We start from the raw sequence: 20,948 nt of genomic DNA, 5'->3' as shown, positions 1-20,948 counted from the left end.
CCCATGCCTTCCGATTCCTCCATCTTCAGAACCGCCGCCGCCTATGCGGCCAGCGCCCCCCCTGCGGCGAGCGAAGGTGGCGTGGCGTTGTCGGTGCCGCGGCTCAATCTGTTCTACGGCAAGAAGCAGGTGTTGCAGGACATCGCCCTGGAAATCCCGCGCCAGCGCGTCACCGCCTTCATCGGTCCCAGCGGCTGCGGCAAGTCGACCCTGCTGCGCTGCTTCAACCGCCTGAACGACCTGGTGGAAGACTGCCGCATCGACGGCGAGATCCTGCTCGACGGCCAGAACATCTACGCCCGTGGCACCGAGATCGCCGAATTGCGCCGGCGGGTGGGCATGGTGTTCCAGAAGCCCAATCCCTTTCCCAAGAGCATCTACGAAAACGTGGTCTACGGCCTGCGCATCCAGGGCATCAAGCAGAAGCGGGTGCTCGACGAGGCGGTGGAATGGGCACTGCAGGCCGCGGCGCTGTGGGACGAGGTCAAGGACCGCCTGCACGAATCGGCCCTGGGCCTGTCGGGCGGCCAGCAGCAGCGCCTGGTGATCGCCCGCACCATCGCCGTGCAGCCCGATGTGCTCTTGCTCGATGAACCCTGCTCGGCGCTGGACCCCATCTCCACCCTCAAGGTGGAAGAGCTGATCCACGAACTGAAACAGCGCTACACCATCGTTATCGTCACCCACAACATGCAGCAGGCGGCGCGGGTCTCCGACTACACCGCCTTCATGTACCTGGGCCAACTCGTCGAGCATGGCGATACCGATACCCTCTTCACCAACCCGGCGAAGCGGCAGACCGAAGACTACATCACCGGCCGTTACGGCTAGCTCCAGGCAGGCCGGTGCCCCACCCGGCGACTCGATCCTCTCAGGCAGGACTGACAGCATGATCAACAAAGACGGTCACACGCAGCACATCTCCCAGCAATACAACGTCGAACTGGAGGAGGTCCGCAGTCACCTGCTGGCCATGGGCGGTCTGGTGGAAAAGCAGGTCAGCGACGCCGTGCGCGCGGTGATCGACGCCGATGCCGGCCTGGCCCGCCAGGTACGCGCCATCGACGACCAGATCGACGTCATGGAGCGCGGCATCGACGAGGAATGCCTGCGCATCCTCGCCCGCCGCCAGCCGGCGGCCTCCGACCTGCGCCTGATCATCAGCATCTCCAAGTCGGTGATCGACCTCGAGCGCATCGGCGACGAAGCCTCCAAGATCGCCCGCCGCGCCATCGAGCTGACCGAGGACGGCGAGGCCCCGCGCGGCTACGTCGAGGTGCGCCACATCGGCGAGCAGGTGCGCAAGATGGTGCACCAGGCGCTGGATGCCTTCGCCCGCTTCGATGCCGAGCTGGCCCTGTCGGTGGCCCAGTACGACAAGCTGATCGATCGCGAGTACAAGTCCGCCCTGCGCGAGCTGGCCACCTACATGATGGAAGACCCGCGCTCCATCTCCCGGGTGCTGAGCATCATCTGGGTGCTGCGCTCCCTGGAGCGGGTCGGCGACCACGCGCGCAACATCGCCGAGCTGGTCATCTACCTGGTCCAGGGCACCGATGTCCGCCATCTGGGCCTGAAGCGCATGGCCGAAGAGGTCAATCGGTCGCGCGAATGATCCATCCGGTCACTCCCCGGGTGGTGTCCCGGGGCCTCCTGCTATGCTGCAAGACTTGGCATGGAGTGACCGATGAGCAAGCTGAACGTACTGGTAGTGGACGATGCGCCCTTCATCCGCGATTTGATCAAGAAGGGCCTGCGCAACCTGTTTCCCGGGCTGACGGTGGACGAGGCGGCCGATGGCCGGCGCGCCCAGACGTTGCTCGGCAAGCAGCGCTTCGACCTCGTCCTCTGCGACTGGGAAATGCCCGGCATGACCGGTCTGGAATTGCTGAGCTGGTTTCGCTCCCAGCCAGACCACCAGGGCGTGCCCTTCATCATGGTCACCAGCCGGGGCGACAAGGAAAACGTCGTCCAGGCCATCCAGGCCGGGGTGTCCGACTACATGGGCAAGCCGTTCTCCAACGAGCAGCTCGCCGCCAAGGTGAAGAAGGCCCTGCAACGCACCGGCAAACTGGCCGAATTGCAGGCCAACGCCCAGCCGCGTCCGGCGACCGGCTTCGCCAACGATTCCCTCGGCGCCCTCACCGGTAACCGCAGCGACGTGGTCCAGCCGACGCCAGCGGCGGCTCCGGCACCCGCGGCCGCCTCCAGTGCCGCGCTGCTGACCGGCTCGGCGCCACCGCCCACCACGGCGCGGGGCAAGTCCGCCGCCAACTTCGGCCAGGGCCAGCTGCGCCTGCCCGAGGCCAGCATGGCCTGCCTGATCAAGGCCATCAGCATCAAGGAAGCGCTGCTGGTGGTGCGCCGGGGCGATCCCTTGCCCCAGGTGCTGGAAACCGCCGTGCTCGATCTGGAGCAGGGCGAGGCGGGCAGCGAGGTGGCCCGTCTCAATGGCTATCTGCATTCGCTCACGGCGGTGGAGCCCACCCCGGCGAGCGAATGGCTGCAGGTCAATTTCCGCTTCATCGACCGCGACCCGGCCAAGCTCGACTACCTGTCGCGGCTGATCGCCAAGGGCACCGCCCAGCGGCACTACGTGCCAGGCGCCTAGGGCACGGCCATGAGGGGACTGGCACGCCGCCTGCTTGGATCCGCCCCACCGCGGATTTCTGACGCCCTGCCCATGCCCTTCGCTCGTCACCTGCTGGTCCTTTCGCTCGCCCTGGCGGGTCCCGTCGGGGCGGCGCCCATCTACAAGTACGTCGATGCCAATGGCGTGGTCACCTACACCGACAAGGCGCGCAAGGGCGCCAAGGTGATGACCTTCAGCGACGATCCCATCGAGCGGCTGGACCAGCGGGTCAAGCTGCAGCCGCGGCACTATGCCGGCGGCACGGTGCTGGAGGTACGCAACGACAGCTTCCTGCCGGTGACCGTCACCCTGCGGCTCTCCGCCTTGCAGAACGTCAGCGGCGTGGGCGCTGCGCCCATCCGCAAGGTGCTACCGGCGCGCAGCCTGACGCGCCTGGCCACCCTGATCGCGCCCGATCCGAGCCAGCCGCAGCGCTATACGCCCCAGCTCACCACCCTGATGGGCAGTGCCACGCCGGTCTTCGCGTCCGGTTTCGCCTATCCGCTGCCCTGGCTGGGCGGGCCCTTCAGCGTCAGCCAGGGCGCGAACGGCGGCTTCAGCCACAACACGCCCAAGAGCCGCTACGCGGTGGACATCGCCATGCCCGAGGGCACGCCCATCGTGGTCTCCCGCAGCGGCCAGGTGGTGGAGGTGGAAAACGACCAGGATGGGCGCGGCAATCACCCCTCCGGCAACTTCGTGCGCATCCTCCACGACGACGGCACCATGAGCGTCTACCTGCACCTGCAACGCGGCTCGATCAAGGTCAGCGAAGGCCAGTGGGTCCGTACCGGCCAGGCCCTGGCCGCCTCGGGCAACACCGGACGCAGCACCGGTCCGCACCTGCACTTCGTGGTCCAGCGCAATACCGGCGAGGCCGTCGAATCCATTCCCTTCCGCTTCGCCCAGGCGGTGGACAGCCTGCCCAACTTCGCCGTCGGCGGACCCTGAGCGCCTGGCCTCAGCCCTGGGCGTCGAGGTACTCGCTGGGTGACACCCCCAGCACCCGGCGGAACATCCGGGTGAAGGCCGAGGGCGAGGCGTAGCCCAGATCCAGGGCCACCCGCATCACCGGCTCGCCGGCGGCCAGGCGTGGCAGCGCCAGCATCAGCCGGGTGTGCTGGCGCCAGGTGGAGAAGCTGGTGCCGGTTTCCTTGAGAAACAGCCGGGCCAGGCTGCGCGAGCAGAGGTGCAATTGCTGCGCCCAGGTCGCCAGGGCCGTGTCGTCGGCGGGATCGGCATGCAAGCTGGTCTGGATGGTGCGCAGTCGACGGTCGGCCAGCGCCGGCAGGTGCAGCGCGCTCTCCTCGTGGAAGACCAGCTCCGCGAGCATCAGGGCGCGGACATGGCTGCCCAGCTCCGCCTCGCCATAGGCATGGTTGCCCCGGCGCAGGCAGCGCAGCAATTCACGCAGCAGCGGCGAGATGAGCACCATGCGGGTGGCCGACTGCGGTGACGGCAGGCCGCGTGGCAGTTCGATCATCACCACCTGCAAGGTGGCTTCACCGTTGGCGCGCCCCTGATGCTCGACCCCCGGCGGAATCCAGATCGCCTGCTTGGGCGGGACGAACCAGGCGCCTTCCTGGGTGATGACCTCCAGCACGCCGTTGACGGTGTACATCAGGTGCGCCTGAGCGTGGGCATGCGGCGGCCAGACCTGGCCATGGGCGAAGGTATTGAGCGCGGACACCAGCGGGGTGGACGCTGACGCGGCGGGCGGACCCGCTACCGGGTTGCGGTACCGGTCGATTGTCTGTTCCTGCATAACGGCTGTCCGTTTCGGTTGGGCATCGACGAGGCGCAAGGGCCTAACCTGCAGCACTATGGCCGGAGCATCGCGTACGCTCGAGAGAACGGCTTCGCGCACGTCGCAGACCTGTCTCTCGCAAGAGTGTCGCATAGACCTCTGCCGCTTGGCTGCCAAGCCTGCAGAGCCGGTATTGCATTTGAACTACCGTCCGATCGGTGGCAGCGTGGCACAGGGATTTAGTACCACGCTTTTTTATTCGGGACGATGCTTTGCCAGCGGCTTCACAAAGCCGCGCTTTGCTCATCGCCGCCCAGCCGGGGCTTTGTTAGGTTCGGTCCTTGCCCATCATGGTGGCCCTATGCCATGGACCGACACCTGACCGCCCTGATCACCTGCCTGACCCTCGCCCTGGCTGCGCCCGTCGCCACCCAGGCCGCCGAGAGCGCTACCCTCACCAAGGCCGCCAAGAGCACTGCCCGCAAAGGGCAGGTCAAGCTCAAGGTGCGCACGGCCAGTGAAGGCCGCATCTTCGAGGTACGCAACGATTTCGATGTCCCGGTGCGCGTGGAGCTGCGCCTGCAGCGAACCGTCAACGTGGCCGGCGCCGAGCGGCCGATCCGCCAGGTGGTGGAGCCGCGTTCCACGGTGCAGCTGGCGGTGATCCGCAAGCGGCAGCAGGGCTTTCCCATGCACTTCGACCAGGCGTTCAGCTACAGCCCGCAGCTCCCGGTCGGGACCTTGCCGGCGGGGGCTGAAACCGCGCTGGGCGCGGCGGGTGGCGGCATCGGCTACGGTTATGCCTGGCCCTGGCGCCAGGGCGTCTACTACGTGACCCAAGGCGCCGGCGGCGATTTCAGCCACAACACGCCCAAGGGGCGCTATGCGGTGGACATCGCCATGCCCGAGGGCACGCCCATTGCCGCTGCCCGCGCCGGCACGGTAATCGATGTGGAGAACGGGCAATTCGGTCATGGTCCCAATCCGTCCGGCAACTTCGTGCGCATCGCCCACGAGGACGGCAGCCAGAGCGCCTATCTGCACCTGCGCCGGGGTTCGGTCAAGGTACGCACCGGTGAGCGGGTCGAGGTGGGTACGCTGCTGGCGGAATCGGGCAATACCGGGCGCAGCACCGGACCGCACCTGCACTTCGTGGTGCAGGCCCATGAAGGTGGCGACTTGGTCTCCATTCCCTTCCGTTTCGTCCGACCTTTGGCGGCGCTACCCAATATGGCATTGGGCGACCGCTAGGTCTTCTTGCGGATAATTTTTGTCCTTTTATCCGCTCAGGCTCTAATCTGGGACTGAAAGCGTCGTTCTGGTCAGAAATTCATTGCCAGCAATGAGGTGGGTGGCGTTATGCTATCACCTGTTTTTTCTGGCCCTGGCCCCTGCTGTATCACCCGCTGTTTTCCCGCCGTATCAGCTGTGGACGATGCCCATGAATGGATTCTTAGCCGTCCTCTGTGCCTGCGGGCGCAGCGGTCTCTTGTGGTTGGCCCTGCTCGTCGCCAGCCCCTGTGGCGCCCAGGTACTGATGCTCGACGATCCGTCGCGCTCGTACGATCCACGCGCCGTGCTGGAGATCCTCAAGGCCCCGGCCAGCCTGAGCTTCGCCGAAGCGGCCGCCCGGCCGAGCGACTCGGCGCAGGGCTGGCATACGCCCGGGCTGCTCGAAACCCTGCTCTACGATGGCCGTCAAGGACTCTGGCTGCGCTTTCGCGTGCAGAATCGCGATGACCGGGCCTGGTGGTTGATTCCCAGTTGGCCGGTACTGGATCGTCTCGAGTTGCGTACCCGCAGCGCCGCCGGTCTCTGGAGCGCGCCGCAGCAGAGCGGCCTCGCCCTGCCGGCCGGCGAGCGCGCGCTGCCAGGGCGCCAGGCGATGTTCGCCCTGGCGCCCACCGCTGGCGCCGTGGAGGAGGTCTACCTGCGGTTGGATTCGCGGGAAACCTTCGTGCTGCCGCTGCGCCTGGTGACGCCCGCCGCCTACCTGACCGAGGCGCAGCGGGATGCCTGGCTGATCGGTGGCTTCTTCGGCTGCCTGTTCACCATCCTGCTGCTGACCCTCACGCTGTGGAGCTTCGGGCGCCGCTCGGGCTTTGGCTGGTATGCCCTCTATCTGCTCAGTGTCATCGGCTACCAGGCGGTGACCACCGGCTACGGCGCCTGGCTGCTCTGGCCGGATAGCCCGGCCTTCGCCCTGCGCGCCCATCTGGCCTTTGCCGCCCTGTGCTTCCTGAGCGCCGGCCTGTTCGTCCGTTATCTGCTGAGTCTCTATCGCAGCGAACGCTGGATCGATATCGGTAACCGCCTGCTGATCGGTTACTGGTCGCTGGGCCTGGTCATCGCCCTGGGCTGGCCGAGTCTGCTGAGCTTCCAGGGCTTGCTCGGCATGATGGCGCTGAGTTGCCTGATCCTGCTCGGCAGCACCACGCACCTGGCGCTACGCGGCAGCCGCATGGCGCTGTGGTTCAGCGCCGCCTGGGGATTGCTGTTGCTGGGTAGCCTGGCGCAATTGCTGGCGCTGACCGGAGTACTGGCGGCGGCAGGCATGGCGCACCACGGCCAACTGATCGGCTTCGCCCTGGGCTTCGTGATGCTCTCGCTGGGACTCACCGAGGGGCTCAGCCTGCAACGCCGCGAGCGGATCGAGGCGCAGCGCCAGGCGCTGGAAGCCTCCGCGGCGCTGGCGCGCGAGCGCGAGGCTTCGTTCGTCGAGTTGGAGTTGCGGGTGGCCCTGCGCACCGTGGAGTTGCAACAGGCCAAGGCCGCCCTGGAGCGCCTGAACCGGGAGCTGCTGCACCAAAGCCAGACCGACCCGCTGACCGGACTCAGCAATCGCCGGCATTTCGAACGGGTCTTCCAGCAGGAGATTCGCCGGGCCATCCGCTCTGAGGCGCCGCTGGCGGTACTGCTGGTGGACATCGACCACTTCAAGGCGGTCAACGACACCCATGGCCATACCCTGGGCGACGAATGCCTGAGATGCGTGGCCGAGGTGCTGCGCCAGCATACCCAGCGGGCGGGGGAGGCGGCGGCGCGTCATGGCGGCGAAGAATTCGTCATCGCCTTGCCGGGTAGCGATCCGTTGTCGGCTTACGGGGTGGCGGAGCGTATTCGGCAGGATGTGGCGGCGGTGGAGTTGCGCAGCGAGTACGGGGTGCTGCGTCCCTCGGTCAGTATCGGCGTCGCGGTAGCCGTGCCGAGCAATCTCGATCACGGCCTGGGCTTGCTGGAGGATGCCGACCGGGCGCTCTACACGGCCAAGCGCAGCGGGCGCAATCGCGTCTGCCTGAGCGATGGTTTGCCCGAGCTGTGGAGCAGCCGGCGCTGAAAGCCTGCTCAAAGTCTGCTGCGCGTCGGCCAAACGGCGTTGAAAACACCTTCGGAATGCTCATTTACCTTATGTAAACTCCGCTTCCTCAGGCGTTTTCGCCTTGCTTGGCTCTAGCTCGCAAGACTTTGAACAGGCTTAAGCACTGCATGCCCGGCGCCGTCAGCGTTGCTCCGGCTGGCGTCGGCGCTTGTCCTGGGGGTCCAGCTTGATGACCTTGGCCAGCACGATCTTGGGGCCCTTCATCTTCTTGACGATGATGCGCAGGCCCTCGGCTTCCAGCACCGTCTCCTCTTCGGGGACGCGCTTCAGGCTGTCGTAGATCAGGCCAGCGAGGGTCTCGGCCTCGACGTGGTCCAGGTCGATGCCGAGTAGCCGCTCGACCTTGAACAGCGGGGTATCGCCGCGCACCAGCAGCTTGCCCGGCTGGTAGGCGACCACGCCACGCTCGGTCTTGCGGTGTTCGTCCTGGATATCGCCCACCAGCACCTCGAGCACGTCCTCCATGGTCAGGAAGCCGATGACCTTGTGGTCGGCTTCCTCCACCAGCACGAAGTGCGCCCCGCCGCGGCGGAATTGCTCCAGCAGCTCGGATAGCGGCATGTGCTTGGTCACCCGCTCCAGCGGATGCACCAGATCGTCGAGGTCGAAGGAGGCGGCTTCGCTGTCCAGGCCGGCGATGGCCAGAAGCAGATCCTTGATGTGCAGCACCCCGGTGAAGGTCTCGCTCTCTTCGTCGTAGACCGGGTAGCGGCTGTACTTGGAGCGGCGAATCTGGGTGAGGATCTCGTCCAGGCTGGCCTTGCTGTCCAGGTAGATGAGGTCTTCACGGGAGTTGGCCCAGTCCACCACCTCCAGCTCGCCGAGTTCCACGGCCGAGGCCAACACCCGGCTGTCCGGGTCGGTGGCACGGTTGGAGTGCAGGATCAGCTTGAGTTCGTCGCGGCTGTAGTGATGCTCGTGGTGCGCGCCCGGCTCGCCCTGGCCGGCGATGCGCAGGATGCCGTTGGCGCTGGCGTTGAGCAGCCAGATGGCCGGGTACATCAGCCAGTAGAAGAGATACAGCGGCACCGCCGTCCACAGCGACAGCAGGTCGGGCTTGCGGATGGCCCAGGACTTGGGCGCCAGCTCGCCGACCACGATGTGCAGGTAGGAGATGATGAAGAAGGCGGTGAAGAAGGCGATGCCGTGGATCACCTCGGCGCTTTCGACCCCGGCGGCGGCCAGCAACGGCTGCAGCAGCTCGGCGAAGGCCGGCTCACCGACCCAGCCCAGGCCCAGGGAGGCCAGGGTGATGCCGAGCTGGCAGGCGGAGAGGTAGGCGTCCAGCTGGTGGTGCACCTTCTTGAGGATGCGCCCGCGCCAGCCGTGCTTCTTGGCGATGGCCTCCACGCGGGTGGCGCGCAGTTTGACCATGGCGAACTCGGCGGCAACGAAGAAGCCGTTGAGCAGCACGAGGAAAAAAGCGAAGAACACGAGGCCGAGATCGGCGAACAACGTCGAGGAAAGACTAGTGGAAGGGTCCATTAGGGCCGAGAGCTGGAAAAAGGTCGCCTAAGCATGGGGGCGGGGCAGGGCAGTTGCAAGATATTGCGCCCGACGGATGGTCGGGTGGTCGTACCTGGGATGTGGCAGGCCCTCTGGCAGGGGCTCCGGGCGGCGATCAGGTCCAACCCTCCAGACGCATGGTCGCCCGCACCAGGCGCTGCTCTTCCTGCTCGATCTCGCGCAGGCTGTCTCTCACGCTGTGGATGTGCTCGCGCGCGGCGGCATGGGCCTCGTCGGGCAGGCGCTGGCTCACCGCCGCATAGAGGCGGGCGTGCTGGGCATCGATCTCCTGGCGCTGCGGCGGGCGGTGATAGAGGTTGGCGATGCAGGCGAACACCGAACCCAGCAAGAGCTCGTTGAGTGATTGCAGGGTGTGCACCAGCACCGGGTTGTGCGAGGCCTCGCTGATCGCCAGGTGGAAGGCGTGGTCGAGGCGGGCGTGGGCTTCGGCGGACAGAGTGGCGAGGTCCTGGGCGGCGGCGCAGAGCTCCTCATAGCGCCGGCCGATCAGCACCAGGTCGGCGGTGGTGGCGCGCAGCGCGGCCAGGCGCGCCGCTTCGCCTTCCAGCAGGGCGCGCACCTCCAGCAGGTCATAGAGGGTGCGTGGCTGGCTGCTGAACAGGTGCAGCAGCGGATTCTCCGCCGCCGGCGCCGCCAGCCGGGCGACGAAGCTGCCCTGGCCGTGGCGCGTTTCGATGATGCCGCGGGCGCGCAGCAGGCCCAGGCCCTCGCGTAGGGCGGTGCGGGAGACGCCGAGTTTGTCGCACAGGCGGCGTTCGGAGGGCAGCGGCTGGCCGACCTTGAGCACCCCGTCCACCACCAGGCGTTCGATCTGCTGGCTGACGTTCTCGGCGACGGGGAGGCGGGCGACGGGCGCGGACATGCTGGTTTCCTGCTGGTATGACCACGAGGGTTCACGCTAGTGAGCCATCGGCTGCAGGCGGCGTCAAGCCTGCTGAAACGGCCTGGTCCTTTGGTCGAAGAGGCTGCAAAAACTGGTATGACCAGTGGTCTGGGCCATGGACGCGCCGGCAAGTCTCGGGGTACAACGAGGTCTCTTCAGCCAGAACAACAACAATGGCGGTTACCTGATGAGCCTGGTCTACGATGAACGTCTCGACGGCGCCTTGCCCCGCCCGGACAAGGCGCAACTGCTGCAGCGCTTGCGCGCCGAGCTACCCGAGCACTGTCTGCTGCACGACAGGGAAGACCTCAAACCCTACGAATGCGACGGCCTGGCGGCCTACCGCACCACCCCCTTGCTGGTGGTCCTGCCGGAGACGGTGGAGCAGGTCCAGGCGACCCTGCGCCTCTGCCACGAACTCAAGGTGCCCCTCGTAGCGCGCGGCGCCGGTACCGGGCTGTCCGGTGGCGCCCTGCCGCTGGAGCAGGGCGTACTGCTGGTGATGGCGCGCTTCAACCGCATTCTCGAGGTGGACCCCGACGGCCGCCGCGCCCGGGTGCAGCCCGGAGTGCGCAATCTGGCCATCTCCCAGGCCGCCGCGCCCCACGACCTCTATTACGCCCCCGACCCCTCGTCGCAGATCGCCTGCTCCATCGGTGGCAACGTGGCCGAGAACGCCGGCGGCGTGCACTGCCTGAAATACGGTCTGACCGTGCACAACGTGCTGGCGGTGGAGATCGTCACCCTGGAAGGCGAGCGCCTGACCCTGGGCAGCGCGGCGCTGGATAGCCCCGGCTTCGACCTGCTGGCGCTGTTCACCGGTTCCGAGGGCCTGCTCGGGGTGGTGGTGGAGGTGACCGTCAAACTCCTGCCCAAGCCGCCCTGCGCCCGGGTAGTCATGGCCAGCTTCGCCGACATCGAGCGCGCCGGCGCGGCGGTGGCGGACATCATCGCCGCCGGCATCATCCCCGGTGGCCTGGAGATGATGGACAACCTGACTTTGCGCGCCGCCGAGGACTTCATCCACGCCGGCTACCCGGTGGATGCCGCCGCCATCCTGCTCTGCGAACTGGACGGGGTGGAGGCCGACGTGGCCGCCGACATCGAGCGGGTCAGCGCCCTGCTGGCCGCGGCCGGCGCCACCGAGATCCGCCTGGCCCGCGACGAGGCCGAGCGGCAGAAATTCTGGGCCGGGCGCAAGAACGCCTTTCCCGCCGTGGGGCGGTTGTCGCCCGACTACTACTGCATGGACGGCACCATCCCACGTCGCGCCCTGCCCGAGGTCCTGCGCGGCATCGAGGCGCTGTCGGCGGAATTCGGCCTGGCGGTGGGCAACGTCTTCCACGCCGGCGACGGCAACCTGCACCCGCTGATTCTCTTCGATGCCAATCGGCCCGGCGAGCTGGAACAGGCCGAGGCCCTGGGTGGGCGCATCCTCGACCTCTGCGTGGCGGTGGGCGGCACCATCACCGGCGAACACGGTGTGGGCCGCGAGAAGATCAATGCCATGTGCACCCAGTTCCAGCCGGGCGAGCTGACCTTCTTCCATGCGGTGAAGGCGGCCTTCGACGCCCCCGGCCTGCTCAACCCCGGCAAGAACGTGCCGACCCTGCACCGCTGCGCCGAATTCGGCGGCTTGCACGTGCACCACGGCCAGTTGCCCCACCCCGAACTGGAGCGTTTCTGATGGATAGCTTGGAATTGCTCCTCGACCAGGTCCGCGAGGCCCTGGTCCGTCGCCAGCCGCTACGCATCCGGGGTGGTGACACCAAGGCCCATCTGGGCCGTAAGGTCGATGGCGAAGCGCTGGACGTCAGCGGCCATCGCGGCCTGGTGCACTACGATCCCACCGAACTGGTGGCCACGGTGCGTACCGGTACGCCGCTGGCCGAACTCAACGCCGCCCTGGCCGAACACGGCCAGATGCTGCCCTGCGAACCGCCGCGGCTAGGGGAGGGCGCCACCGTCGGCGGCACCCTGGCCTGTGGTCTTTCCGGGCCGCGGCGGCCCTGGTCCGGCAGCCTGCGCGATTTCGTGCTGGGCACCCGGTTGATCACCGGCACCGGCGAACACCTGAGATTCGGCGGCGAGGTGATGAAGAACGTCGCCGGCTACGATGTCTCCCGGCTGCTGGCCGGTAGCCAGGGTTGCCTGGGGGTGATCACCGAGGTGTCCTTCAAGGTGCTGCCCAAGCCGCGTTGCACCCAGAGCCTGAGTCTGGAGCTGGACGCCGAGCGTGCCCTGCAGCGCCTCGCCGTCTGGGGCCGCGAAGCCCTGCCGATTTCCGCCGCCTGCCATGACGGCCAGCACCTGCACCTGCGCCTGGAAGGCGGCGAGGGGTCGGTGCGCTCGGCCACTGATCGCCTGGGCGGTGAAACCTTGGCCGATGCCTTCTGGGACGATCTCAACGAGCAGCGCCTGGCCTTCTTCCAGGGCCCAGCACCGCTGTGGCGCCTGTCGGTGCCGGTCAACACCCCTTTGCTCGACCTGCCCGGCACCCGCCTGCTGGATTGGGGCGGCGCCCAGTACTGGCTCAAGAGCGATGCCCCGGCCACGGTCGTGCGTGAGATCGCCGAGCGGGCCGGTGGCCATGCGCTCTGCTACACGCCCGATGCCGAGCGCGAGGCCCAGCATCCGCTGCCGGCCGCGCTGCTGGACTATCACCGCCGCCTCAAGGCGCGCCTGGACCCCCAGGGGATCTTCAATCCAGGTCGGCTGTACGCCGGGCTGTAAGGGGAAGACGTCATGCAAACCAATCTGAGTCCCGCCGCCCGCGAACTGCCCCGCGCCGCCGATGCCGAGCGGGTGCTGCGCAGCTGCGTGCACTGCGGCTTCTGCAATGCCACCTGTCCGACCTACCAATTGCTCGGCGACGAGCTGGACGGTCCGCGTGGCCGTATCTACCTGATCAAGGGCATGCTCGAAGGCGGCGAGGTCAGCGAAAAGACCCGCGAGCACCTCGACCGCTGCCTGACCTGCCGCAATTGCGAGACCACCTGTCCCTCGGGCGTGTCCTACCACGAATTGCTCGATGTCGGCCGCGCCGAGGTAGAGCGCCGGGTGCCGCGGCCGCTGGGCCAGCGCCTACTGCGCGCCGGCCTGCGCCAGGTGCTGCCGCAGCCGCGGCTGTTCGGCGCGCTGCTGAAAAGTGGCCAGGTGCTGAAGCCGCTGCTGCCGGCCAGCGTCCAGGCCAAGTTGCCGGCGCGCATCGCCGCCGCCGGCGTACGACCCGCGCCGCGCCATGCCCGGCGCATGCTGATCCTCGAAGGCTGCGTGCAGCCGGGGCTGTCGCCCAATACCAATGCCGCCACCGCACGGGTGCTGGATCGCCTCGGCATCAGCCTGGAAGCCGCGCCCCGCGCCGGCTGCTGTGGCGCGGTGGACTACCACCTCAACGCCCAGGAGGCCGGTCTCGACCGCGCCCGGCGTAACATCGACGCCTGGTGGCCGGCGCTGCAGGCCGGTGCCGAGGCCATCATCCAGACCGCCAGCGGCTGCGGCGCCTTCGTCAAGGAATACGCCAGCCTGCTCAAGGACGATCCGGCCTATGCCGCCAAGGCGCGGGAAGTCTCGGCGCGCACCCGCGACCTGGTGGAGGTGCTGCGCGAGCTGCCGCTGGAAGAATTGCGTCTGGCCAACACCCCGCGGCTGGCCTTCCATTGCCCCTGCACCCTGCAGCACGCCCAGCGCCTGGGTGGCGCTGTGGAGAGCGTGCTGCAGCGCCTTGGCTTCCCCCTGGCGCCGGTACCGGACGGCCACCTCTGCTGCGGCTCGGCCGGCACCTATTCGCTGACCCAGCCGGACTTGTCGCGCCGGCTGCGCGACGCCAAGCTCGAAGCCCTGGAGAGCGGCCGGCCGGAGGTGATCGCCACCGCCAACATCGGCTGCCAGAGCCATCTCGACGGCGCCGGGCGCACCCCGGTGCGCCACTGGATCGAAATCCTCGACGCGGCCCTGGCCGCCCCGACCCCCGCCTGACCCTGGAGGCCCCATGAAGACCAAAGCCGTGCTCACCCTCGCCGAGATCGACACCCTGCTGGCCGCCGGCCGCGCCGAAGCCGAGCGCCAGGGCTGGGCCGTGTGCATCGCCGTGGCCGACGACGGCGGTCATCCGCTGGCCCTGCTGCGCCTCGACGGCGCCGCGCCCAACAGCGCCTACATCGCCCCGGAGAAGGCCCGTAGCGCCGCCCTGGCGCGCAAGGAGTCCAAGGTGCTGGAAGAGATGATCAACAACGGCCGCACTGCCTTTCTCAGCGCGCCGCTGATGCAGGGCATGCTCGAAGGCGGGGTGCCCATCCTGGTGGACGGCCAGGTGGTGGGCGCCGTCGGCGTCTCGGGCGTCAAGGCCCCGGAAGATGCCCAGGTCGCGAAAGCCGCTATCGCCGCCCTCAACTGAATTCACCGCTTCATATCAAGGAAAGCCATCATGACCGACCGTACTACCCTGGGCCGCCTGCAGGTGGCCACCGAGCTGCAGCGCTTCATCGACGAGGAAGTGCTGCCCGGCACCGGTCTCGACACCGCCGCCTTCTGGTCGGGCGTGGACCAACTGGTGCACGAGCTGGCGCCGCGCAATCGCGAGCTGCTGGCCGAGCGTGATCGTCTGCAGGTGGAGCTGGACAACTGGTACAGCGCCCATCCCGGCCCGGTCACCGACCTGGCCGCCTACCAGGGCTTCCTGGAAAGCATCGGCTATCTGCAGCCGGTTCCCGGCCAGGTACAGGCCTCGACCTCCGGCGTCGACCGCGAGATCGCCGAGCAGGCCGGTCCGCAGCTGGTGGTGCCGGTGCTCAACGCCCGCTACGCCCTGAACGCCGCCAATGCCCGCTGGGGTTCGCTGTACGATGCCCTCTATGGCACTGATGCCCTGCCCGAGACCGACGGCGCCGAGCGCGGCAAGGGCTACAACCCCGCCCGCGGCGCCAAGGTGGTGGCCTTCGCCCGCCAGGTGCTGGATGGCGTGGCGCCCCTGGCCAGCGGTTCGCACCGGGACGCCACCGCCTACCGTATTCAGGACGGCCGTCTGGTGGTGGACCTCAAGAGCGGCACCAGCGAATTGGCCGATCCGGCCGCCTTCGTCGGCTATCAGGGCGATGCCGCCGCACCCTCGGCCGTGCTGCTGCGCCACAACGGCCTGCACCTGGAGATCCAGATCGACCGCGACAGCAGCATCGGCAAGACCGACGCCGCCGGGGTCAAGGATCTGCTGATGGAAGCCGCGGTCAGCACCATCATGGACCTGGAAGACTCCATCGCCGCAGTGGATGCCGCCGACAAGGTGCTGGCCTATCGCAACTGGCTGGGCCTAATGAAGGGCGATCTGGCCGAGGAGGTCAGCAAGGGCGGCGAGACCTTTACCCGTCGGCTGAACCCCGACCGCGAATACCAGGGCGCCAATGGCCAGCCGCTGACCCTGCACGGTCGCTCGCTGCTGTTCATCCGCAATGTCGGCCACCTGATGACCAACCCGGCGGTGCTGCTGGACGACGGCCGCGAGATCCCCGAAGGCATCCTCGACGCCGTGGTCACCGTGACCATCGCGATGCACGACCTCAAGCGCCAGGGCAATTCCCGCAGCGGCTCGGTGTACATCGTCAAACCCAAGATGCACGGTCCGGCCGAGGTGGCCTTCGCCGTTCAGCTGTTCGACCGCGTCGAGGCCCTGCTGGGGTTGCCGGCCAACACCGTCAAGCTGGGCATCATGGACGAGGAGCGCCGCACCAGCGTCAATCTCAAGGCCTGCATCGCCGCCGCCGCCGCGCGGGTGGCCTTCATCAACACCGGCTTCCTCGATCGCACCGGCGACGAGATGCACACCGCCATGCTGGCCGGGCCCATGCTGCGCAAGGGCGACATGAAGACCTCCAAGTGGATCACCGCCTACGAGCGCAATAACGTGCTGGTGGGCCTGGCTTGTGGCCTGCGCGGCAAGGCGCAGATCGGCAAGGGCATGTGGGCCATGCCCGATCTGATGGCCGCCATGCTGGAGCAGAAGATCGGCCATCCCAAGGCCGGCGCCAACACCGCCTGGGTACCGTCGCCCACCGCCGCCGTGCTGCACGCCCTGCATTACCACCAGGTCAACGTCCAGCAGGTGCAGCAGGAACTGGAACGCAGCGATGTCGACGCCGCCCGCGGCGAATTGCTCGCCGGGCTGCTCAGCGTGCCGGTGGCCGAGTCGCCGGACTGGTCCGCCGAGGCCATCCAGCAGGAGCTGGACAACAACTGCCAGGGCATCCTCGGCTACGTGGTGCGCTGGGTCGACCAGGGCGTGGGCTGCTCCAAGGTGCCCGACATCCATGACGTCGGCTTGATGGAGGACCGCGCCACCCTGCGCATCTCCAGCCAACACATCGCCAACTGGCTGCACCACGGCGTTGTCAGCGCCGAGCAGGTGGACGAGACGCTGCAGCGCATGGCCAAGGTAGTGGACGGCCAGAACGCCGGCGATGCGCTCTACGAGCCCATGGCCGGTCACTTCGACACGTCCTACGCCTACCGCGCCGCCCGCGACCTCATCTTCAAGGGCCGCGAGCAGCCCAGCGGCTACACCGAGCCGCTGCTGCACGCCTGGCGATTGAAGAAGAAGGCAGGGGTCTAAGCCTGGAGACGGCAGGTGCCCAGGCTGATCGTGGATGGGCACCTGCGGAGTTAGTTATCCGTCGACACCACCGATATTTCGGATTTCGTGAACGTTGGCCAAACCTTGTCCAATGAGCTCCAATGAGCTCCAATGAGCTCCAATGAGCTCCAATGAGCTCCAATGAGCTCCAATGAGCTTAAAAAAGGCCAAGGGTCGACGGAAATCGCGCAATGGCAGTGAAAGAGGAGCTTCTCCAGGTACTATGCGAACGGGTGGATACCGAGCGTCCCTGGATGAGTTCCACCGAGTTGGCCCTACGCCTTGGTACGACAAGCTTGGCGACCGTGAAGCGACACCTGGATGCTCTGGTTCGATCAGGTGACGTGCTACGGGCAGGACAGCGCCGGGGTACGCGCTACAGGCTGAATTTGGAAGCGCACGTCGATCCTGCTGCTGAGGCACCACCTTCGGTACTGTCGGCAGCGCAGGCGTTGAAAAGCCAGCTCCTGCAGCCGCTGGCGAGCCGTCAACCGGTAACCTATCAAGCCGACTTCGTGGTCGACTATGTCCCGAATCAAAGCTTTCTGCTCCCAGAAACGCTCGCGCACGCCCTGGCCGCCGAAGGCGGCATGAAGGGGCAACAACCAGCGGGTACCTATGCCCGGCGCGTCCTCGAGCCGTTGTTGATCGACCTGTCCTGGTCTTCATCGCGTCTTGAGGGCAACCCCTTCTCCCTGCTCGCGACCGAGGCGTTGTTCAGGAAGGGTACGGCAGACGGGGATCTGGATGCGGTGATGCTGCTCAACCACAAGGCGGCCATCGAATTCCTGATCGATGCAGTGCCCGAGTACGGTCTGACCTCTGGCGTGATCCACAATCTGCATGCGCTGCTGATGCAGGATCTGCTGACGGACAGCGCTGGCCTGGGAGTCATCCGGCACAAGATCGTCAGTATCTCGGGGACCACCTACTACCCCTGCCACGTGCCTACCCAACTGCGGGAGATGTTCGAACTCATCCTCGGCAAGGCGCGACAGATCAACAACCCCGTTGAGGCCGCCTTTTTTCTCTGGGTAAACCTGGCTTACCTGCAACCCTTCGAAGATGGCAACAAGCGGACCAGTCGGCTCGCCGCAAACATTCCGCTGATGCTCTACAACTGCGCGCCCCTCTCCTTCCTGGATATCGAGGCGCAGGACTACGCCTACGCGATGATGGATGTTTATGAACACCGCAACGTCGCCTTGGCGGTCGAATTGTTCGAAAGCGTCTATCGGCGCTCGATCACCAAGTATGGCGTGCAACTGGCGGCCGTGGGCATTCCTGACCCTGTGCGCTTGCGGCTGCGCAGCGCACTTGGCGATGTGGTGGGGATGGTGGTGCGTGAGCGTCGCTCGCTCGAGCAGGCTGTGGCCGCCGTGCAGCTAGCGCAGGCCGATGCCGTAATCTTTCGGCAAATGCTGGTCGAGGAGCTGCGCACCCTGGGCGTGCACAACTGCGCCCGCTATCGGCTGACGATCAGCCAGACTCAGCACTGGATAGACGCTGGACGGCCCCAGTAGCTGACCACCGCCCCTTCCCTTGCCACTGGCGAATTTTTATACTATCGGGTCCCCCGTTCCCGGGATCATCATCGCCACGAGGAAGACCATGGCCCGCGTTACTGTCGAAGACTGCCTGGATAACGTAGACAACCGATTCGAGCTGGTCATGCTCGCCACCAAGCGCTCGCGTCAGCTGGCCACCGGCGGCAAAGAGCCCAAGGTACCGTGGGACAACGACAAGCCCACCGTCGTCGCCCTGCGTGAAATCGCTGAAGGCCTGGTCGACGAGGAAGTCATCCGTCAGGAAGACATCGTCGAGGAAGAGCCCCTGTTCGCCGCCTTCGAAGTCAACGACGAAGCGGACGGCGAGGCTCTCTAAGCCATGGCCGCCGAGCCTGCGCAGAGCGACGTCCGCCCGACCGGCATCGACCTCCTGGCCGAGCGTCTGGCGGACTACCTGACCCCCGACCAGGTCAATCTGGTGCGGCGGGCCTACTACTACGCCGAGCAGGCTCACGACGGGCAACGCCGCCGCAGCGGCGAGCCCTACGTCACCCATCCGTTGGCGGTGGCCAACATCCTCGCCGACATGCACATGGACCATCAGAGCCTGATGGCGGCCATGCTGCACGACGTGATCGAGGACACCGGCATCGCCAAGGAAGCCCTCGCCGGCCAGTTCGGCGAGACGGTGGCGGAGCTGGTGGACGGGGTCAGCAAGCTGACCCAGATGAAGTTCGAAACCAAGGCCGAGGCCCAGGCGGAGAACTTCCAGAAGATGACCATGGCGATGTCCAAGGACATCCGCGTCATCCTGGTCAAGCTGGCCGACCGGCTGCACAACATGCGCACCCTGGACGCCATGCCGCCGGACAAGAGCCGGCGCATCGCCAAGGAAACCCTGGAAATCTACGCGCCCATCGCCAATCGCCTGGGCATGCACGATTTCTACGTGGAATTTGAGGACCTGGGTTTCCGCGCCATGCACCCGATGCGCGCCGAGCGCATCCAGAGGGCGGTCAAGACGGCCCGTGGCAATCGCCGCGAGATCCTCGGCAAGATCCAGGAATCCCTGGCCAATTGCCTGGCCCGCGACGGCCTCGACGGCGAGGTGGTCGGCCGCGAGAAACACCTGCACAGCATCTACCAGAAGATGCGCGGCAAGCGGAAGTCGTTCAACGAGATCATGGACGTCTACGGCTTCCGCATCATCGTCGATAAGGTCGACACCTGCTACCGGGTGCTCGGCGCGGTGCACAATCTCTACAAGCCGTTTCCGGGGCGCTTCAAGGATTACATCGCCATCCCCAAGGCCAACGGCTACCAGTCGCTGCATACCACCCTGTTCGGCATGCACGGCGTGCCCATCGAGATCCAGATCCGCACCCGCGAGATGGAAGAGATGGCCAACAACGGCATCGCCGCCCATGGCCTGTACAAGGCCGGTGGCGACGAGCCGCGCGCTAGCCACCTGCGGGCGCGCCAGTGGGTGAAGGGCATCCTCGAGTTGCAGCAACGCGCGGGCAACTCCCTGGAATTCATCGAGAACGTGAAGATCGACCTCTTCCCCGACGAGGTCTACATCTTCACCCCCAAGGGCCGTATCATGGAGCTGCCCAAGGGCTCCACGGCCGTGGACTTCGCCTACGCGGTGCATACCGACGTCGGCAACAGCTGCATCGCCTGCCGCATCAATCGCCGCCTGGCGCCGCTGTCACAGCCGCTGGGCAGCGGCGAGACGGTGGAGATCGTCACCGCACCCGGCGCCCGGCCCAATCCGGCCTGGCTCAACTTCGTGGTCACCGGCAAGGCGCGCACCAACATCCGTCACGCGCTCAAGCAGCAGCGCCGCTCCGAGTCCATCAGCCTCGGCGAGCGCCTGCTGAACAAGGCGCTGTCCGGCTTCGGCACCCAGCTCTCCAAGATCTCGCCGATGCGCATCCTCTCGGTGCTCGGCGAGTACAAGGGCGTGGTGCTGGAAGACCTGCTCGAAGAGATCGGCCTGGGCAATCGCATGGCCTATGTGGTGGCTCGGCGCCTGGTGTCCGGCAGCGAGCAGGAAGAGCCGCTGGAACCCCAGGCCAGCACCACGCCCCAGGGCCCGCTGGCGATCCGTGGCACCGAAGGCCTGGTGATCAGCTACGCCAAGTGCTGCACGCCGATTCCAGGCGATCCCATCGTCGGCCACCTCTCGGCGGGCAAGGGCATGGTCATCCACCTGGAAAATTGCCGGAACATCGCCGAATTCCGGCACAACAGCGAAAAGTGCATCGTGCTCAACTGGGCCAAGGACGTCACCGGCGAATTCAGCGTCGAGTTGCGCGTCCAGCTGGAGCACCAGCGCGGTCTCATCGCCATGCTGGCTAACAATGTCACCGCGGTGGACGCCAACGTCGAGAAGATCGGCATGAACGAGCGCGATGGCCGGGTCAGCGTGGTCCAGCTGGTGGTCAGCGTACGCGACCGGGTCCACCTGGCGCGGGTGATCAAGAAGCTGCGGACGCTCAAGGGCGTGGCGGGTATCACTCGGGTTCGCAGCTGAGAACCTCCTCACGATCTGCTGTGCGTCGGCCAAACGGCGTTGAAAAGCTCTGGATCGCCAGCCCGGTCGGACTGCTCATTTACCAATCGTAAACCCGAGCGCGGGTCCGAT

17 protein-coding genes are annotated in these 20,948 nt (G+C 66.8%); 14 read left to right on the top strand and 3 right to left on the bottom strand.

Features of this window, described 5'->3' with window-relative positions:
- The first annotated feature begins 3 nt into the window (after positions 1–3).
- From pstB to FAZ11_RS13645, 4 genes are all read left to right on the top strand, one after another.
- Positions 4–831, top strand: a complete 828-nt coding sequence (pstB, locus tag FAZ11_RS13660; RefSeq protein ID WP_099049430.1) for a phosphate ABC transporter ATP-binding protein PstB — start codon at positions 4–6, stop codon at positions 829–831.
- A gap of 58 nt (positions 832–889) precedes the next feature.
- Positions 890–1,615 carry a phosphate signaling complex protein PhoU gene (gene phoU / locus FAZ11_RS13655; RefSeq protein WP_058760439.1) on the top strand — a complete coding sequence of 242 codons (726 nt, stop codon included), beginning with the start codon at positions 890–892 and terminating at the stop codon, positions 1,613–1,615.
- Between the two features lie 72 nt (positions 1,616–1,687).
- Positions 1,688–2,611: a response regulator gene (locus FAZ11_RS13650; protein WP_058760438.1), complete on the top strand. Its 924-nt coding sequence runs from the start codon at positions 1,688–1,690 to the stop codon at positions 2,609–2,611.
- Positions 2,612–2,683: 72 nt separating this feature from the next.
- Entirely contained in the window at positions 2,684–3,583 is a 900-nt protein-coding gene (locus FAZ11_RS13645; protein WP_058760437.1) for a peptidoglycan DD-metalloendopeptidase family protein, read from the top strand.
- Between the two features lie 10 nt (positions 3,584–3,593).
- On the opposite strand, the gene FAZ11_RS13640 is transcribed toward FAZ11_RS13645, so the two are convergent.
- Positions 3,594–4,397: an AraC family transcriptional regulator gene (locus FAZ11_RS13640; protein WP_058772340.1), complete on the bottom strand. Its 804-nt coding sequence runs from the start codon at positions 4,395–4,397 to the stop codon at positions 3,594–3,596.
- A 348-nt stretch (positions 4,398–4,745) separates the two neighbouring features.
- Between FAZ11_RS13640 and FAZ11_RS13635 the strand changes: the two genes are divergently transcribed.
- Together FAZ11_RS13635 and FAZ11_RS13630 are read left to right on the top strand one after the other, a co-directional pair.
- A complete protein-coding gene (locus tag FAZ11_RS13635; RefSeq protein ID WP_058760435.1) occupies positions 4,746–5,630 on the top strand; it encodes a M23 family metallopeptidase in 885 nt (294 codons plus the stop codon).
- A gap of 190 nt (positions 5,631–5,820) precedes the next feature.
- Entirely contained in the window at positions 5,821–7,716 is a 1,896-nt protein-coding gene (locus FAZ11_RS13630; protein ID WP_058772339.1) for a sensor domain-containing diguanylate cyclase, read from the top strand.
- Between the two features lie 162 nt (positions 7,717–7,878).
- Here the strand turns inward: FAZ11_RS13630 and FAZ11_RS13625 are convergent, their stop codons facing one another.
- Both FAZ11_RS13625 and glcC read right to left on the bottom strand, forming a co-directional pair.
- Positions 7,879–9,243 carry a hemolysin family protein gene (locus FAZ11_RS13625; RefSeq protein ID WP_058772338.1) on the bottom strand — a complete coding sequence of 455 codons (1,365 nt, stop codon included), beginning with the start codon at positions 9,241–9,243 and terminating at the stop codon, positions 7,879–7,881.
- Positions 9,244–9,379: 136 nt separating this feature from the next.
- Positions 9,380–10,147, bottom strand: coding sequence for a transcriptional regulator GlcC (gene glcC, locus FAZ11_RS13620; RefSeq protein WP_058772337.1), 768 nt, complete (start codon positions 10,145–10,147; stop codon positions 9,380–9,382).
- Between the two features lie 208 nt (positions 10,148–10,355).
- On the opposite strand from glcC, the gene glcD reads away from it, so the two are divergent.
- From glcD to spoT, 8 genes are all read left to right on the top strand, one after another.
- Positions 10,356–11,855 (top strand): glycolate oxidase subunit GlcD, encoded by a 1,500-nt coding sequence (gene glcD / locus FAZ11_RS13615; protein WP_058772356.1) that lies wholly within the window; start codon positions 10,356–10,358, stop codon positions 11,853–11,855.
- A complete protein-coding gene (glcE, locus tag FAZ11_RS13610; RefSeq protein ID WP_058772336.1) occupies positions 11,855–12,901 on the top strand; it encodes a glycolate oxidase subunit GlcE in 1,047 nt (348 codons plus the stop codon). The genes glcD and glcE overlap by 1 nt, the downstream gene beginning before the upstream one ends.
- Positions 12,902–12,913: 12 nt before the next feature.
- A complete protein-coding gene (gene glcF, locus FAZ11_RS13605; RefSeq protein WP_058772335.1) occupies positions 12,914–14,146 on the top strand; it encodes a glycolate oxidase subunit GlcF in 1,233 nt (410 codons plus the stop codon).
- Positions 14,147–14,159: 13 nt separating this feature from the next.
- Positions 14,160–14,564 carry a heme-binding protein gene (locus FAZ11_RS13600; RefSeq protein WP_027598097.1) on the top strand — a complete coding sequence of 135 codons (405 nt, stop codon included), beginning with the start codon at positions 14,160–14,162 and terminating at the stop codon, positions 14,562–14,564.
- Positions 14,565–14,594: 30 nt separating this feature from the next.
- Complete coding sequence (locus FAZ11_RS13595; RefSeq protein ID WP_058772334.1) at positions 14,595–16,769, top strand: malate synthase G; 2,175 nt, start codon at positions 14,595–14,597, stop codon at positions 16,767–16,769.
- A 212-nt stretch (positions 16,770–16,981) separates the two neighbouring features.
- Positions 16,982–18,313 (top strand): Fic family protein, encoded by a 1,332-nt coding sequence (locus tag FAZ11_RS13590; protein WP_058772333.1) that lies wholly within the window; start codon positions 16,982–16,984, stop codon positions 18,311–18,313.
- 88 nt (positions 18,314–18,401) lie between these two features.
- Positions 18,402–18,674 carry a DNA-directed RNA polymerase subunit omega gene (gene rpoZ / locus FAZ11_RS13585; RefSeq protein WP_058760426.1) on the top strand — a complete coding sequence of 91 codons (273 nt, stop codon included), beginning with the start codon at positions 18,402–18,404 and terminating at the stop codon, positions 18,672–18,674.
- 3 nt (positions 18,675–18,677) lie between these two features.
- Positions 18,678–20,837, top strand: a complete 2,160-nt coding sequence (gene spoT / locus FAZ11_RS13580) for a bifunctional GTP diphosphokinase/guanosine-3',5'-bis pyrophosphate 3'-pyrophosphohydrolase (RefSeq protein WP_058772332.1) — start codon at positions 18,678–18,680, stop codon at positions 20,835–20,837.
- Positions 20,838–20,948: the final 111 nt, after the last annotated feature.

Source organism: Pseudomonas rhizoryzae (assembly GCF_005250615.1).
In the GTDB taxonomy this organism is placed as follows: domain Bacteria; phylum Pseudomonadota; class Gammaproteobacteria; order Pseudomonadales; family Pseudomonadaceae; genus Chryseomonas; species Chryseomonas rhizoryzae.
The sequence above is the reverse complement of the archived record's forward strand: the minus strand, read 5'-3'. Positions and strand labels throughout refer to the sequence as shown.

What these genes read in the sequence shown, in the direction of transcription:
- glcE (WP_058772336.1), top strand. Translation starts at nt 11,855, where the DNA reads ATGGATAGCTTGGAATTGCTCCTCGACCAGGTCCGCGAGGCCCTGGTC.
- FAZ11_RS13600 (WP_027598097.1), top strand. Translation starts at nt 14,160, where the DNA reads ATGAAGACCAAAGCCGTGCTCACCCTCGCCGAGATCGACACCCTGCTG.
- pstB (WP_099049430.1), top strand. Translation starts at nt 4, where the DNA reads ATGCCTTCCGATTCCTCCATCTTCAGAACCGCCGCCGCCTATGCGGCC.
- FAZ11_RS13650 (WP_058760438.1), top strand. Translation starts at nt 1,688, where the DNA reads ATGAGCAAGCTGAACGTACTGGTAGTGGACGATGCGCCCTTCATCCGC.
- glcD (WP_058772356.1), top strand. Translation starts at nt 10,356, where the DNA reads ATGAGCCTGGTCTACGATGAACGTCTCGACGGCGCCTTGCCCCGCCCG.
- FAZ11_RS13645 (WP_058760437.1), top strand. Translation starts at nt 2,684, where the DNA reads ATGCCCTTCGCTCGTCACCTGCTGGTCCTTTCGCTCGCCCTGGCGGGT.
- rpoZ (WP_058760426.1), top strand. Translation starts at nt 18,402, where the DNA reads ATGGCCCGCGTTACTGTCGAAGACTGCCTGGATAACGTAGACAACCGA.
- FAZ11_RS13590 (WP_058772333.1), top strand. Translation starts at nt 16,982, where the DNA reads ATGGCAGTGAAAGAGGAGCTTCTCCAGGTACTATGCGAACGGGTGGAT.
- phoU (WP_058760439.1), top strand. Translation starts at nt 890, where the DNA reads ATGATCAACAAAGACGGTCACACGCAGCACATCTCCCAGCAATACAAC.
- FAZ11_RS13640 (WP_058772340.1), bottom strand. Translation starts at nt 4,397, where the DNA reads ATGCAGGAACAGACAATCGACCGGTACCGCAACCCGGTAGCGGGTCCG.
- FAZ11_RS13635 (WP_058760435.1), top strand. Translation starts at nt 4,746, where the DNA reads ATGGACCGACACCTGACCGCCCTGATCACCTGCCTGACCCTCGCCCTG.
- glcC (WP_058772337.1), bottom strand. Translation starts at nt 10,147, where the DNA reads ATGTCCGCGCCCGTCGCCCGCCTCCCCGTCGCCGAGAACGTCAGCCAG.
- FAZ11_RS13625 (WP_058772338.1), bottom strand. Translation starts at nt 9,243, where the DNA reads ATGGACCCTTCCACTAGTCTTTCCTCGACGTTGTTCGCCGATCTCGGC.
- FAZ11_RS13595 (WP_058772334.1), top strand. Translation starts at nt 14,595, where the DNA reads ATGACCGACCGTACTACCCTGGGCCGCCTGCAGGTGGCCACCGAGCTG.
- spoT (WP_058772332.1), top strand. Translation starts at nt 18,678, where the DNA reads ATGGCCGCCGAGCCTGCGCAGAGCGACGTCCGCCCGACCGGCATCGAC.
- glcF (WP_058772335.1), top strand. Translation starts at nt 12,914, where the DNA reads ATGCAAACCAATCTGAGTCCCGCCGCCCGCGAACTGCCCCGCGCCGCC.
- FAZ11_RS13630 (WP_058772339.1), top strand. Translation starts at nt 5,821, where the DNA reads ATGAATGGATTCTTAGCCGTCCTCTGTGCCTGCGGGCGCAGCGGTCTC.